This window comes from Streptomyces sp. MAR4 CNX-425, assembly GCF_048656465.1.
Taxonomy (GTDB): domain Bacteria; phylum Actinomycetota; class Actinomycetes; order Streptomycetales; family Streptomycetaceae; genus Streptomyces.
Genome location: NZ_JBMDLF010000002.1, coordinates 739,611 through 753,411 on the forward strand (window position 1 = coordinate 739,611; position 13,801 = coordinate 753,411).

Annotated in this window: 14 protein-coding genes; 3 read left to right on the forward strand and 11 right to left on the reverse strand. The window is 75.5% G+C overall.

Going from position 1 to position 13,801, the window contains the following annotated elements; all coding sequences use genetic code 11:
- Positions 1-32: 32 nt before the first annotated feature.
- On the reverse strand, positions 33-476 hold the full coding sequence (locus ACHZ99_RS08460; protein ID WP_420303773.1) for a MarR family winged helix-turn-helix transcriptional regulator: 444 nt from the start codon (positions 474-476) through the stop codon (positions 33-35).
- Between the two features lie 98 nt (positions 477-574).
- Between ACHZ99_RS08460 and ACHZ99_RS08465 the strand changes: the two genes are divergently transcribed.
- Both ACHZ99_RS08465 and bla read left to right on the forward strand, forming a co-directional pair.
- A complete protein-coding gene (locus tag ACHZ99_RS08465) occupies positions 575-1,459 on the forward strand; it encodes an EamA family transporter (RefSeq protein WP_420303774.1) in 885 nt (294 codons plus the stop codon).
- A 70-nt stretch (positions 1,460-1,529) separates the two neighbouring features.
- A complete protein-coding gene (bla, locus tag ACHZ99_RS08470; RefSeq protein WP_420303775.1) occupies positions 1,530-2,495 on the forward strand; it encodes a class A beta-lactamase in 966 nt (321 codons plus the stop codon).
- Here bla and ACHZ99_RS08475 read toward each other — a convergent pair.
- The 7 genes from ACHZ99_RS08475 to ACHZ99_RS08505 all read right to left on the reverse strand — a co-directional run bounded on the left by ACHZ99_RS08475 (position 2,398) and on the right by ACHZ99_RS08505 (position 9,150).
- The gene (locus tag ACHZ99_RS08475) at positions 2,398-3,144 is read right to left on the reverse strand and encodes a DUF2306 domain-containing protein (RefSeq protein ID WP_420303776.1); all 747 of its coding nucleotides are present in this window, start codon (positions 3,142-3,144) and stop codon (positions 2,398-2,400) included. The two genes, bla and ACHZ99_RS08475, sit on opposite strands and share 98 nt — an antisense overlap.
- Positions 3,141-3,941: an ABC transporter permease gene (locus ACHZ99_RS08480; RefSeq protein WP_420303777.1), complete on the reverse strand. Its 801-nt coding sequence runs from the start codon at positions 3,939-3,941 to the stop codon at positions 3,141-3,143. The genes ACHZ99_RS08475 and ACHZ99_RS08480 overlap by 4 nt, the downstream gene beginning before the upstream one ends.
- Positions 3,938-4,912 carry an ABC transporter ATP-binding protein gene (locus ACHZ99_RS08485; RefSeq protein WP_420303778.1) on the reverse strand — a complete coding sequence of 325 codons (975 nt, stop codon included), beginning with the start codon at positions 4,910-4,912 and terminating at the stop codon, positions 3,938-3,940. Before ACHZ99_RS08485 ends, ACHZ99_RS08480 begins: the two co-directional genes overlap by 4 nt.
- Before the next feature lie 185 nt (positions 4,913-5,097).
- Positions 5,098-6,606, reverse strand: a complete 1,509-nt coding sequence (locus ACHZ99_RS08490; RefSeq protein ID WP_420303779.1) for a DUF6851 domain-containing protein — start codon at positions 6,604-6,606, stop codon at positions 5,098-5,100.
- 205 nt (positions 6,607-6,811) lie between these two features.
- The gene (locus ACHZ99_RS08495) at positions 6,812-7,465 is read right to left on the reverse strand and encodes a response regulator (protein ID WP_420303780.1); all 654 of its coding nucleotides are present in this window, start codon (positions 7,463-7,465) and stop codon (positions 6,812-6,814) included.
- Positions 7,462-8,625: a sensor histidine kinase gene (locus ACHZ99_RS08500; RefSeq protein WP_420303781.1), complete on the reverse strand. Its 1,164-nt coding sequence runs from the start codon at positions 8,623-8,625 to the stop codon at positions 7,462-7,464. Before ACHZ99_RS08500 ends, ACHZ99_RS08495 begins: the two co-directional genes overlap by 4 nt.
- Positions 8,626-8,937: 312 nt before the next feature.
- The gene (locus tag ACHZ99_RS08505; RefSeq protein ID WP_420303782.1) at positions 8,938-9,150 is read right to left on the reverse strand and encodes a DUF5132 domain-containing protein; all 213 of its coding nucleotides are present in this window, start codon (positions 9,148-9,150) and stop codon (positions 8,938-8,940) included.
- 226 nt (positions 9,151-9,376) lie between these two features.
- Between ACHZ99_RS08505 and ACHZ99_RS08510 the strand changes: the two genes are divergently transcribed.
- On the forward strand, positions 9,377-9,562 hold the full coding sequence (locus tag ACHZ99_RS08510; protein WP_420303783.1) for a hypothetical protein: 186 nt from the start codon (positions 9,377-9,379) through the stop codon (positions 9,560-9,562).
- A 7-nt stretch (positions 9,563-9,569) separates the two neighbouring features.
- Here ACHZ99_RS08510 and ACHZ99_RS08515 read toward each other — a convergent pair whose 3' ends face one another.
- The 3 genes from ACHZ99_RS08515 to ACHZ99_RS08525 all read right to left on the reverse strand — a co-directional run bounded on the left by ACHZ99_RS08515 (position 9,570) and on the right by ACHZ99_RS08525 (position 13,765).
- Positions 9,570-10,982 (reverse strand): acyl-CoA dehydrogenase family protein, encoded by a 1,413-nt coding sequence (locus ACHZ99_RS08515; protein WP_420303784.1) that lies wholly within the window; start codon positions 10,980-10,982, stop codon positions 9,570-9,572.
- Positions 10,979-11,203, reverse strand: coding sequence for an MbtH family protein (locus ACHZ99_RS08520; RefSeq protein WP_420303785.1), 225 nt, complete (start codon positions 11,201-11,203; stop codon positions 10,979-10,981). Before ACHZ99_RS08520 ends, ACHZ99_RS08515 begins: the two co-directional genes overlap by 4 nt.
- 96 nt (positions 11,204-11,299) lie before the next feature.
- Complete coding sequence (locus ACHZ99_RS08525; RefSeq protein ID WP_420303786.1) at positions 11,300-13,765, reverse strand: ATP-binding cassette domain-containing protein; 2,466 nt, start codon at positions 13,763-13,765, stop codon at positions 11,300-11,302.
- Between the last annotated feature and the right edge of the window lie 36 nt (positions 13,766-13,801).

The following is a 13,801-nucleotide window of genomic DNA, read 5'->3' on the forward strand; positions in this document are numbered from 1 at the left end:
CGCGGGCGCTCGGGGCGCGCGGCGCCGGGGCGTCAGCGCGGCTCGCGGCCGGCGGCGAGGGTCCGCGCGATGGCGGCCAGCTGGTCGAGCTGGGCGGCGGACAGCGGCCCCGTGAAGTGCCGCCGGACCGATGCGAGATGGCCCGGGCGGGCGGTCTCGTACGCGCGCCGCCCCGCCTCGGTCAGCAGCACGTCGTCGCCCCGGCCGTCGCGCTCGCACGGCTCCCGGGCGATGAGGTCGCGCCGCTCCATCCGGGCCAGCTGGCGGGAGAGGCGGGCGTGCGCCCAGCCCATGCGGGCGGCGAGGCCGCCGACCCGGACGCACTGCTCCTCGGCGCCCAGCTCGGCGACGGCTTCGAGCACGTCGTAGTCGGGCATGGAGAGGCCGGTCCGCCGCTCCAGGTCGCGCGCGACCTCGGCGTCCACGAGCAGCCGCAGCCGGCGGTAGGCGGTCCACGCTTCCTGTGCTCGGTCCATGCCGCCGAGCCTAGCCGAAGGTTGTTGACATGTAACGAACCTCGGCGTATTAGTTACACGTAACGAATTTGGAGGGAACTCATGCGAACGGATGCGCCGTGATCGCCGTCCTCCTCGCCCTCGGCGCGGCGGTGGGCTGGGGGATCTCCGACTTCGTCGGCGGGCTGAAGAGCCGGACCGTGCCGCTGCCGCTGGTCCTGCTGGTCTCCCAGGGGGTCTCGCTCGCGGTGCTCACCGCCACCGCCGTCGTCCGGGCCGCGCCCCTGCCCGACACCCGCACCCTCGCGCTCGCCGCCCTGGCGGGGCTCGGCGAGGTCGTCGGCATCGCCGCGCTGTACCGCGGGCTCGCCGTGGGCACGATGAGTATCGTGGCGCCGGTGGCCGCGCTCGCCCCGGTGGTGCCGCTGCTGGCGGGGCTCGCCGCCGGCGAGGTACCGGGGCCGCTGCACCTCGCCGGGCTGGGGCTCGCGCTCGCCGGGCTGGTCGTCACCGCGTACGCGCCGGGCGCACCCGGCACCGGCGAAGGGGACGGCGACGGGGACGGCCCGGCCGGCGCCCGGCTGCTGCCCAGCCTGCTCTACGGCGGGACCGCCGCCCTCGGCTTCGGCACCTTCTTCTTCACCATGGGCTCCGCCACCGAAGGGGACGTCGGCTGGGCGCTGTTCACGGCGCGGCTGACGGCGGTGCTCTTCGTGGCGGCGGCCGTGGCGGCGGCCCTGGTGGCGCGCGGCCGGCGCGTCGCCGTGGCGAAGACCGACCTCCCGGCGATCGCCCTGATCGGCGTCCTCGTCGTCACCGCCGACTCCCTCTACGCCTTCGCCGCCACCCGGGGCCTGGTCGGCGTGGTCGCCGTGCTGGGGTCGCTGCACACCGTCGTCACCATCGCCATGGCCCGCGTCGTGCTGCGCGAACGGCTCGCCCGCACCCAGCGGGCGGGCGTGGCGACCTCGCTGCTCGGGGTGCTGGCCCTGTCCGCGGCGTGACCGGTGGACGGGTGATCGCCGGATGGGTGAGGGTGGTGGCGGCACAGACCAACCCGGAGGTTCCCGGAGCATGCGGCCCACCCGCACCCACCGCGCCGCGGTCGGCGCCCTCTGCGCGCTCGTCCTCGTCCCGCTGACGTCCTGCGGCGGGGACGGCGGCCCCGCCGCGAAGCCCCCGCCGGCGAGCGGCTCCGCCGCTGCGCCGTCTCCGCCGCCGTCTCCGTCGCCGTCGCCGTCCCCGGCGCCGTACGTACGCGAGCTGGCCGCCCTGGAGCGCGAGTACGGCGCGCGCCTCGGCGTCTACGCCGTCGACACCGGCACGGGGCGGGAGGTCGCGTACCACGCCGGCGAACGCTTCCCGTACGCCTCGACGTTCAAGGCGCTGGCCGCGGGCGTGGTGCTGCGCACGCGCTCGGAGCGGGAGCTGGACACGGTGGTCACGTACTCCGCGGACGACCTCGTCGCCCACTCCCCGGTGACCGCCGAACACGTCGCGACGGGCATGACCCTCCGCGACCTCTGCGCCGCCGCCGTCCGCTTCAGCGACAACGCCGCCGCCAACCTGATCCTCGCCGAGCTGGGCGGTCCCGCGGGCATGGACGCCGAGCTGGAGGCCGTCGGCGACGACGTCACCCGCATGGTGCGCGACGAACCCGAACTGAGCCGCTGGACCCCGGGCGACACCCGCGACACGAGCACGCCGCGCACGCTGGCGCGCGACCTGCGCGCCTTCGTCCTGGGCGACGCGCTCGACCGGCCCGGCCGCGCGCAGCTCACGACGTGGCTGCGCACCAGCACCACCGGCGGCACCCTGATCCGCGCCGGGGTGCCGGAGGGCTGGGAGGTCGGCGACAAGTCCGGCACGGGCGGCACCTACGGCGCGCGCAACGACATCGCGGTCGTCTGGCCCCCGGGCCGCCCGCCCCTCGTCATGGCCGTCATGTCCCACCGTCCCGAACGGGACGCCACCCCCGACGACGCGCTCCTCGCCGACGCCGCCGCGGCGGTCGCCGACGCCCTGCCGCCCGCCGCCTGATCAGCACCTCGGCCACGGCCAGGTTGACGACCCAGCCCAGGACCTGGCCGACCGGGATCACGTCGTCCACCGCCCCGCCGCCCGCCGCGTCGTCCCGGAAGGGCGCGCCGGCGATCAGCAGAACCGGGACGACGGCGCGGGCGGTGACGGCGAGGAAGGTGAGCGCGTAGTTGCGCATCATCCAGCGGCGGTGCGCCTCGAAGTCCCGGCCGCGGGCCGCGCAGTACGCGAGCCAGCCGGTGACCAGCCAGCCGAGGGCCGGGACGGTCAGGCCGACCTGGGTGACGGTACGGCCGGACAGCAGGGCCACCGGAACGCCGGTCAGCGCCGCGGGCAGCACCCCCGCGAGGAGGTAGGCGCGGCCGAGCGCGCGGTGTACGCGGCGGCGGGCCCGGAGCGCGGGGACGAGCTGCGGCGGGCCGAGCACGAGCGCGACGAACGCGGTCAGGACGTGGCCGGTGAGCAGAGCGTGGTGGAGGCCGTCCCGCGCGCCGGAGCGGGCCCCGCCGGGGCCGGACGTCAGGTACGTGGCGACGAGCGCCGTCCCGGCGGCCACCGCGACGACCGGCAGCGCCCAGACCCGGCGGGAGCGCGGCCGGGACCGGGCGGTACCGGGGCCGGGGGCGGGCCTCGACCCGGGCCCGGTCAACCGGACTTGACCTCGCTGCGCAGCACGCGGAGCGCGCCGGCGGCGGCCGGCAGCACGACCCAGACCAGGTCCGCGGTGAGCACCCGCAGCCACTCGCCGGCGGTCAGCCCGTGGTCGTACAGCTCGCTGAGGGCCAGGTTGAAGTCCACCCACGAGCCGGCCTCCTCGGCCGCCGGCACCTGGTTGAACAGCACGCTGGAGAGGTTGGGCAGCACGAAGAACGCGACGATCGCGGGCGCGCTGACCAGCAGCAGCATCCCGAACGCGAAGCCCATCATCAGCCCGCTCAGCAGCACCACGGCGATGTCGAGGTAGCTGCCCGCGCCGAACGCCCAGCTGCCGTCGCCGTCGCGCAGGGCCGCGCCGAGCAGGTTGCCCGCGGCGGCCGACAGGAAGGTGACGGCCAGCACCAGCACGCCCAGCAGCAGCGTCGCGCACGCCTTGGCGAGCAGCACCCGCCGGCGGTCGGGTTCCAGGGTGAAGGTGACCAGCCCGGTGCGCTGACTCCACTCCGTCGTCACGGTGAGGATCCCCACGACCGGGAGCAGGAGCTTCTGCGGGGTCTGGGTGACGTTGACGAAGTCCTCGTACGTCAGGTCCCCCGGGTCGGCGGTCACCACCATGACGGCGACGATCACCGGGGTCACGGCGAGGATGGCGACGAGCAGCCACCGGCCCGCCCGGGTGTCGCGGAGCTTGCGCAGTTCGGTGCGGAGCAGCCGGCCGAAGGGGATGCCGGTCCGCTCCGCGGCGGACGCGGGCGGACGGCCCGCGTCGGTGAGGTGGTGGGTCGTCATCGTCGCGCTCCGCCCTTCGTCGTCCGTGTCGCGTCCCCGTCCCTGGCGTGGTCGGCGGTCAGCCGCAGGAACATGTCCTCAAGGCCCGTCTCTCCGGCGTCGCGCAGCTCGACGACCTGCACGCCGGCGCCGGCCGCGGCGCGGGAGACCCGGTCGGCGGGCACGGGGGCGTGGAAGCCGCCGCCGTCGGCGGGCGTGTGGCCGATGCCCGCCCCGGTCAGCGCCGCCGCGAGCGCGCCGTCGTCGGCGGCGCGGACGAACGTGCCCGCGGCGGCGAGCAGTTCCCGCTTGGTGCCCTGCGCGACGATCCGCCCCCGGCCGATGACGACGAGTTCGTCGGCGATCACCTCGACCTCGCGCAGCAGGTGCGAGGAGAGCAGGATGCTGCCGCCGCGGTCGGCGAAGTCGCGCAGCAGGCCGCGCATCCAGTGGATGCCCGCGGGGTCGAGGCCGTTGGCCGGCTCGTCCAGGATGAGCACCCGCGGCTCGCCGAGCAGCGCGTGGCCCACGCCGAGCCGCTGGCGCATGCCGAGCGAGTAGTCGCCGGTGCGGCGGCGGGCCTCGGCGGGCGTGAGGCCGACGAGGTCGAGCACCTCGTCGACGCGCGCGGCGGCCAGGCCCATCATCATCGTGCCGAGGGTGAGGATCTCGCGTCCGGTACGTCCCGAGTGCTGCGCGGAGGCGTCCAGCAGCACGCCGACGTGCCGCCCGGGGTTCGGCAGCCGCCGGTACGCGCGGCCGAGGACCGTGCAGCCGCCCGCGGTCGGCGGCGTCAGGCCGACCAGCATGCGCATCGTGGTCGACTTGCCGGCGCCGTTCGGGCCGAGGAAGCCGGTCACGGTGCCGGGGCGGACGCCGAAGCTGACGTCGTCCACGGCCGTGTGGTCGCCGTAGCTCTTCGTCAGCCCGTCGACGTCGACGGCGTACGTGCCCGGGGGCGACCCGGGTGCGCCGGTGTGTGGAGTGACCATGCGCTCATGGTCGGTGCGCCGGCGCCGCGGGGCGTCGGGCGCGGAGCGGCCGCCGGCGTACGCGGATCCGCGTACGCGACCGGCCCGTCGTACGCGGGGAGGAGTCCGGTGAACGCGTGCCGCCGGGGCGGGAGCCGGGTGTCCCGGCCCCGCCCCGGCGCGTCACCCGGCCGGGCGGGCCGGGCTCAGCCGCGGCCCCGGATGTGCCGGTGCGTGAAGAAGTCGTAGAACTGGTCGGCGACCCGGGGGCCGATCTGCTCCGCCGCCAGGACGGCCGGGACGAAGTGGACGCCGCCCCAGACCCGGCTCATGCCGCACTGCCGGGTCCAGTCGGTCCAGTTGTCCCAGCTCAGGGTGAGCTCCCTGCCGGGGGTCAGGCCGGGCTCGATCTCCGAGGAGCCCTGGGGGAAGACGTAGGTGATGTCCACCTCGTCGGTGCCGTTGAAGCGGCGGCCGATCCGGGCGCCCGTCGCGCAGAGGCTGCCGGAGGCCGAGGGGTACTCGGGGTGGTCCGCCGTGTTCAGGTAGCTCTTCCACTGGCTCGCGGGCATGTCCGTGACCGTGCCCTCGCCGGGGCCGCCCCAGGCGGTGACGTGGCGGTCGCCGTACACGTGGCGGATGGCGGTGAACGGGCGCACCGCGTCGTACCTGCGCTTGTCCCGGAAGATGGCGATCAGCGTGTCGAACATCGCGAGGTTCGCGGTCGTGGCGCGGACGACGGACTCGCCGAGATCCAGCTCCTCCAGCCGCAGTCCGAGGCCCAGGCCCACGTTGAGGCCGTCGAACTTGTCGTCGAAGGACTCCGCGAGCATCTTCTGCTCGTCCGTCAGGCCGGCGGAGATCTCCAGGACCTCGTCGACCTGCTTCCGGTACGCGCGCAGGTCGCGGTGGTCGCTGTCGGACGGCGGCGGGGCGCCGAACCTCCGCGGATCGGGGCCGTACGGCCTGGCCCGGCCCATCTGCGGGGTGACGAACTGCTGGATGCGGAAGATGCCGTTTCCGCTGGTGGTGAAGCCGGGCTGCCAGCGCGACGGGTTGCGCAGCTCGTAGGCGGTGTTCACCGGCTCGTAGCCGGTGTAGTCGGCGTAGGGCCGACGGTGGTACCGGCGGCCGCCCTCGTCGCCGCGCAGGTTCATGCCGTCCCCGACGCGGCTTTCGATCACCCGCCTGGCGGCGAGGTTGCCGATGCCGGAGGGGGTGGTGGTGTTCTCCCGGTCGTCGTCCGGGTCCAGGCCGACACTGGTCAGCAGGTCGCGCCAGGTGCCGGCATGCGAGGGGACGACGGTGTTGAGGACCCGGTGCATGGCGTAGAAGAGCGCGATGTTGCCGTTCTTGTTGGTGGTCCGCTCGGAGGCGGGCCGGCGCCCGAGGTCCGAGTAGAGGCCGACGGCGGTCGGGTGGTACGGGGCGTACGCGTCGAAGAACGCCGCCCACTCGATCGAGGAGAAGTGGACGAACACCGTGGCGTCGTTGCCCAGGGGCGTGATGGCCTCCCGGAGCGACCCCTGGATGAACGGGAAGATGTACCCGAGGGCGTTGCCGGTGTCGAAGTCGAAGTCGGCGGCGGCGTCCGCCCGGTCCGCCGCTGCCGCGCCGCGGGGAAGCAGCGGAGCGGCGGCCGCGGCGGTGCCCATCGCGACGAGCCCCCGGCGGGAGAGGTGTCTGCCGGCGGTGGCTGCGGAACGTTCGGACATGTGTCGGCCTCCTGGCTCGCATTCGCGTGAACGGCCACCCGGCTCGGTGCGGTGCTCGGCGCGGTGGGGGATGAACACACAGGTGAATCAGGCAAGTTGGGGCGGCTCAGCCCTGCCGCCGCCGAATGTACCCGCGGACGGCCTCCGTCCTGCATGGCACGTTCATGCCACAGATCGCCGCGTCGGCGCGCGCATCCTCGCCGCTTCAGTCGGCGAGGCCCGCGCGGAAGGCGAAGACGACGAGCTGGGCCCGGTCCCGCGCGCCCAGCTTGTTCATGGTCCGGCTGACGTGGGTGCGGGCCGTGGCGGGGCTGATGACCAGCCGGCCGGCGATCTCCTCGTTGCTCAGCCCCTCCCCCACCAGGGCGAGGATCTGCCGCTCCCGGCCGGTGAGGTCACCCAGCCGCGGATGCGGCTTCAGCGGCCGCGGCGCCTTCGTGACGAACTCGCGCACGACCCTGCGGGTCACCGACGGCGACATGAGGGTGCCGCCGTCCACGGCGGCGCGGACGGCCCGCAGCAGGTCGGCCGGCCGGGTGTCCTTCAGCAGGAAGCCGCTGGCGCCGTGGCGCAGCGCGTCGAAGACGTACTCGTCGTGTTCGAAGGTGGTGAGCATGACCACCCGGGCGGCGGCCAGGTCCGGTTCGGCGGTGATCCGCCGGAGCGCGGCGATGCCGTCGATGCCCGGCATGCGGATGTCCAGCAGGACGACGTCCGGCCGCAGCCGCCGCGCCAGGGCCACGCCGGCGAGCCCGTCGGCGGCCTCGCCGGCCAGGGCCATGCCGTCCTCGTTCTCGATGAGGGCACGCAGCCCGAGGCGTACCAGCTCCTGGTCGTCGACGATCAGCACGGTGATCACGGGGCACCTCCGGTGGGAAGACGGGCGCGCACCTCGAAGGTGTCCGGGGCGACCGGCCCGGCGGCGAACTCGCCGCCCAGGTCGAGGACCCGGTCGCGCATGCCGGCGATGCCGGATCCGGCGCCGGTGTCTCCGGTGCCGCCGGTGACGGGGTTGGAGACGGCGATCCGGATGCCGCCGGGCTCGTAGCGGATGCGCACCGCGGCCTGCCGGGCGCCGCTGTGCCGCAGCACGTTGGTCAGGGACTCCTGCACGATGCGGTAGCCGGTCAGCTCGACCGCGGCGGGCAGCGGGGCGGGGGCGCGGCCGGAGACGTCGAGGTGGACGTGCACGCCGGCCTCGGCCATCCGCCGGCGCAGCTCCGCCAGCCGGGTCAGGCCCGGACCGGGGCCGCGCTCGGCGCCGTCGCCGGTGCGGCGGAGCACCGAGAGCGTCGCCCGCAGCTCCTCCAGCGCCTCGCTGCTGGTGCGGCTGATCGCCTCCAGCGCGACCTCCGCCTGGGCCGGCTTCTTCACCAGCACGTGCAGGGCGACGTCGGCCTGCATCTTGATCGCGGCCAGCCCGTGGCCGACGATGTCGTGGACCTCCTGGGCCACCCGGAACCGCTCCTCGTCCGCGCTCCGCCGGACCGCCTCCGCCCGCGCCCTGACCGCCGCCTCCCGGCGCAGCCGCAGGGCGTAGCCGAGGGCGAACGGCACGACGACCCAGGCGGAGACCGGGACCGCCCCGGACAGCCCGAGCCCGTGGTCGCGGGTGAGCAGGTGGGGCAGCAGCGCGAGCAGCGCGGCCAGCGCGTACGGGCCGGCCGCCGGCAGCGGGACGTGCCGCGCGAGGGTGTACACGGCGATCATGAAGACGGCGAGGATCGGCCCGTACGGGTAGCCGAGCAGCACGTACGCCGCGGTGCACCCGGCCGCCGCCGCGAACGCCGCGACCGGCCACCGGCGGCGCACCGCGAGCGCCAGCGCGGCGGCGACGAACAGCGCGTACCCGCGGGCGTCGACGGCGACGTCCGCGCGCTCCGGGCCGCCGGCGACCCGGGTGCCGGCGGCCCCGGCCACGGTGACCGCGGCGGCCAGGGCGGTGTCGCCGAGCTGCGCTCCGGTGATCCTCGTCGGTCCGTGTCCACTGGGCACCCGCCCACCGCCGGTCGTCCTCACCCGGCCAGCCTGGCGGCGGGGCGGCGCGCGCGCGTCGTACGCGGGGAGACACCCGGGCTACTCGGATGTGCGTACGTCCCCGGCCGGTCCTACGCCCCGGGGCGGCGGCGGTGCGGCTCGGGAGGCGGCTCTCCGATGGTGAGTTCGGCGGCGGCGAGGCGGCCGGCGCCGGCGGCCCCGGCGGACGCCCCCGGCGCGGGCCACCACTGCGCCGGGGCCGTCCGCGGACGCGGGGAGCACGCGCTCGCCCCGGCCCGCGGCGTCGCGTCGGCGCCGGGAAAGCGGACCCCGCGCGGGGGCGGCTCCGCCGCCTCAGTCGGTCGCGACCGCCTTGCTCGCGCGCGTCTTCTTGGTGCCCTGCCGCGGCACGTCCGCGTCGCCCCGGACGTCCGAGGCGAATGCCTCCGCGCTCGCCTCGGCGGCGATATCGCTGATGTCCTCATTGAACTCGTGCGCGGCGCGTTTCACATCGACCGCCAGCTTGACCGAGGTCTTGATGGTGCCGCGCACGACGGGCCTGACCACTTTCTTGATAAGAGGCGCGGACGCCGCTCCAACCAGAAACACGGGAAGCACAGGAAGCATTGTCGGTGCCCGCCCCTCTCGAATTCGTTCACGTCCCCCGTCTGCCATTCCCGAGCTTAGCGGACGAAATACCTCGTCACCACCCTGACCAGCCAATATTCACTCTTTCGAGTGCCGCATGATTGAGGTGATCTTCCGCTTCCCCGGGTGATCTATTGTTTCCCGGGTGAAGGAAGATGAAAACCGGGACGACGGAATCCTCTATTCCGCAGAACTGCGCCACGCGGACGGTGCCTACCTGCTCACCATCAACGACCACCGGCTCGGCGAAATCGAGGCCTTCCCGGTGTCCCCCAAAGCCGTGAAGAGAATCCCCTTCTATCTTTCCGCGCTCCGGAGCAAACTCCCCTGAGCGCCGTTCACGTCCGCCGCTGCCGCACCACGCGCGCCCCCGCCCGCGCCCCTTCGAGCAGGGAGTGCGCCAGCACGCTGTACAGGACGTCGTTGGGGCCGTCGGCGATCCGGAGGCCGCGGATGTCGCGGAGGCGCTTCTCCATCGGGGTGTGGCAGGTGTACCCGTCGCTGCCGTGGAGCTGGAGCCCGAGGTCCACCGCGCGGTAGGCCGCGTCCGTGGCCAGCGCCTTCGCGGCGGAACAGGCCGCCACGTCCGCGCCGTCCGCGTCCCGGTCGAGGCTCTCCAGCAGCGAGAAGCACCACGCGGTGGCCGCTTGCAGCTCCGCCGTCGCGGTGCCGAGCCGGGAGGCCACGGACGGGATGGCAGCGAGCGGCGTCCTGCCGACGCTGCGCCGGCGGGTACGCGCCACCGCCTCGTCGACCGCGGCGGTGGCGGCGCCCAGGCAGACCAGCGCCATCATCAGGCGCCAGCCGGCGAAGTGCGCGTCGAAGATGCGGCGGCCGTCGCCCGGCGCGCCGAGCAGCCGGCCGCGCGCGACACGTACGCCGTCGAAGTGCAGGTGGCCCAGGCTCCAGCCGCGCAGGCCCAGCGGGGCGGCGGTCCGGGTGCGGACGCCGGGGGCGTCCATGGGCAGCCAGAGCGCCGACAGCGGCACGTCGCGCAGCCCGGCGCGGTCCCCGTCGCCGCCGTCGCCGCCGGCGGCTCCGTCCCCACCGGCCCCACCGGTCCCGGCGGCCCGGTCGGCGCCGTTGCCCCCGACCGCCCGCGCGGCGGGGTGGCCGGGCTCGACCACCTTGCAGAAGACCACGAAGCCCACGGCCTCCTCGACCCTGCTGACCAGCCCCTTGGTGCCCGACAGCACCAGGTGGTCGCCGTGGTCCACCGCCACGGTGCGCAGGCCGCGCAGGTCCGACCCGGAGTGCGGCTCGGAGGAGGCGACGCCGGCCAGCTCGCCGCGCCCGACCACCCGGTCGCGTACCGCGAGGGCGACGGCGGGCGGGCCGTACCGCAGGGCCATCGCGCCGTGGCCCGAGCTGAAGACCTCGCGCGCGTCGCAGTCCCGCCGGCCGGCCAGGAACATCGCGACCCCCTGTGCCACCCGCTCCAGCCCCGGCGGCACGGCCCCGTCCCCGGCGCCGTGCCCGTCCCCGCCCCCGGGGGCCGCCACGTCGAACCCCGTCAGCCCGGCCCGGGCCGCGTGGCCGCGCAGTTCGAGCCAGGGCGGCGGGGCCGCGTCCCCGGTGCCGGGTTCGGCGAGGTGCCGGTCGAGGAAGCCGGTGACGCGGGCGGCGAAGCCGGCGAGCGCGGGGTGGCGGGCGAGCACGGCGCGGAGCTCCGGGGAGGTCGCGTACGGCGGGCCGGCGGGCGGGAGTCCGCGCTCGGCACCCGCCGGCGCCGGCGCGGTCGGCGGCGTCATCGGCCGCCCTCCGCGGCCTCGGCGAGGCTGCGCGGCCGCATGTCGGTCCACGTTCTCTCGACGTACTCCAGGCACGCCTGCCGGGAGTCCTCGGGCAGGGCGACCCTCCAGCCCTCCGGCACCTCCGCGAAGGCCGGCCAGAGCGAATACTCGCCCTCGTCGTTGACGAGCACCAGGAATCGGGCTTCGTCGTCGTCGAACGGATTGGTCGCGTGCGTCATTCCACGCTCCTGGTTCTCAACGGGCGTCCATTGTCTCGGTTCAGCTGCTTGCTCGGGGGCTCGCGTGTCGTTGCCACCCGGAGGAACGACCACCTGCTATCCGGCCCCCGGCCCGCCGGCCTGTAGCTTCCACAGGGAGCTGTAGACCCCGCCGGCGGCGACGAGTTCGTCGTGGGTGCCCCGCTCGGCGACCGCTCCCCCGGCGCCCATGACGTAGATGCGGTCCGCCGCCTGCACGGTGGAGAGCCGGTGGGCGATGACGAGCATCGTGCGGTCGGCGCCGAAGACCTGGAGCGCGCGCTGGATGGCGGCCTCGGTCTCGTTGTCGACGGCGGACGTGGCCTCGTCGAGGATGACGACGGGCGGGTCGCGCAGCACGGTACGGGCCAGCGCCACGCGCTGACGCTGGCCGCCGGAGAGCGCCGCGCCCCGCTCCCCGACCCTGGTGTCGTAGCCGTCGGGGAGGCTGTCGATGAAGGTGTGCGCCCCCGCCGTCCGGGCGGCGGCGACGAGTTGGGCGTCGGTGGCGTGGAAGGTGCCGTAGCGGATGTTCTCCGCGATCGTCGCGTCGAAGAGGAACGGCTCCTGCGTGACGTACCCGATGGCCCGCCGCAGGTCGGGCAGGGCCAGGCTGCGCACGTCGGCGCCGTCGAGCAGCACCTCCCCGTGCGCGGGGTGGCGGAAGCGCATGAGGAGCTTGGCGACGGTGGTCTTGCCCGCGCCGGTGGTGCCGACCAGGGCGGTGGTCCGGCCGGGCGGGATCACCAGCGAGGTGTCGCGCAGCGCGGGCGGGCGGCCGGGGTAGGCGAAGGTCACCTTCCGCAGCTCGATACGGCCGCGCACGCGGCCGGACGGCAGCGCGCGGCCCGCCGCGGCCGGTCCGTCCGCCCCGGTCGCTCCGGTGGCCCCTGCCGCTCCGGCCGGCTCCACGACCGGCCCGGCCGGCTCCACCGGCAGCTCGTGCAGCCGCTCGACCCGGTCCAGCGCGGCCAGCGTGCGCTGGTAGTGGTCGGAGGCGCTGCCCACGCGGGACAGCTTCAGCATGGCGATGCCCGGGAGTTCGATCAACGGGCCGAACGCCGCCATCGCCAGCTCGCCCCGCAGCACGGCCCGGCCGCCCAGCAGCACCGTGCCGACCAGCGCCGAGCCGCCGGCCAGCCGCAGGATCTGCGGCGGCAGCGCGGCGCTGCGGCCCGCGGACCGGTTGGCCTCGCTGCACCGGCTGTTCAGCTCGCCGATACAGGCGATCTCGTGCGCCTCCGTCGTCGCGGACTTGATGGTGGTGTGGGCGTACAGGTTCTCGCTCACCCGGCTGTTCAGCTGCGCCCGGCGCTCGCCGCAGTCGGCGGTGTCGGCCACCGCGCGCTCGTGGAAGCGGAACGACAGCCAGGCGACGAGCGGGATCGGCGCGAAGGCGATCCAGGCGAGCTGCGGCGCGAGCAGCAGGAACATCGGTACGACCAGCGCCAGGCTGGCGCCCATCTGCACGACGTCGTGCATGTTCGTGCCGACGAACGTGCCGAGCTGCCCGATGTCCTCGGAGAGCACGGCGTTGACGCGGCTGACGCGCTCGTTCTCCAGGTCGGCCGGCGCCACGTTCTGCACGTGCGCGTAGGTGCGGGTACGCCAGTCGTCCTCGACGTCCTGGGCCACGCTGCGCCACGCGACTCCGGCGGCGTAGCCGGTGCCCGCCATGACGGCGCAGGTGAGCGCGCCGGCGCCGGCGAGGACGCCGAGCTGGGCGGGCAGGCCGACGATGCCGTTCCGGGCGAGGGTGGCGCTGCCGCCGCGCGCGATCAGCAGCACGATCGAGGGCGTGAGGGCGAACAGCGCCATCTCCGACAGCGTGGACAGGGCGGAGAGCAGCGTCGCGATGCCGAACTTGCGCCGGTGCCGGCCGACGATGCGCCGGACCGCGTGCGCGCGCGGGCCGGCCCCCGCGGGGCCCTCCCGGGCCCGGTCGGTTCTGCCCCACGCGCGCCGGACGACGAGGGCCGTCGCCGCGGCGGCCGCGCCGAGGGTGAGCAGCGGGCGCCGCAGGAGCCGCAGCAGGAGCGGCCCGCCGGCGAGGGCCGCCGCCGCCGCGCAGCCGGCGCCCAGGATCTTCGGCAGCCGCCGGGCCACGCCTTCGGGACTCCGGCGCGGGCGCGCCGCGGGCAGGTGCCCGGCCGCCGCATCGGGGTCGTCCGGCGGGGCGCCGGGGTCGCGGCCCAGCAGGTCCGCGGAGGGGGTGTGCAGGGCGGTGAGCACGCGGTCGACGGCCAGGTGCAGCAGCCGGGCGGCGTCGCGCGGGCCGATGCTGCGGTCGTGCCGCAGGAGCACCCGGCCGGTGACCGGGTTGACCCGCACGTCCTCGATGCCCGGGGCCTGGCGCAGCGACGCCTCCGCGACCCGGGCCAGTCCGGGTCTGCCGCGGAAGAGGTCGACCTCCCAGCGCTGGCGGCCGGGCAGGATCGACCGCGGCCGCGGTCTCGCGCCCGCGGCGCGGGTGCGGGCAGGGGGGTGCGGTGCCGCCACCGCCACGCCGTTGGCGTGCGGGCCTGCGGCCAGCGTCGAGGTCATCGGGACAACCACCGGTTCTCTCAAGCGGTGCGCCGC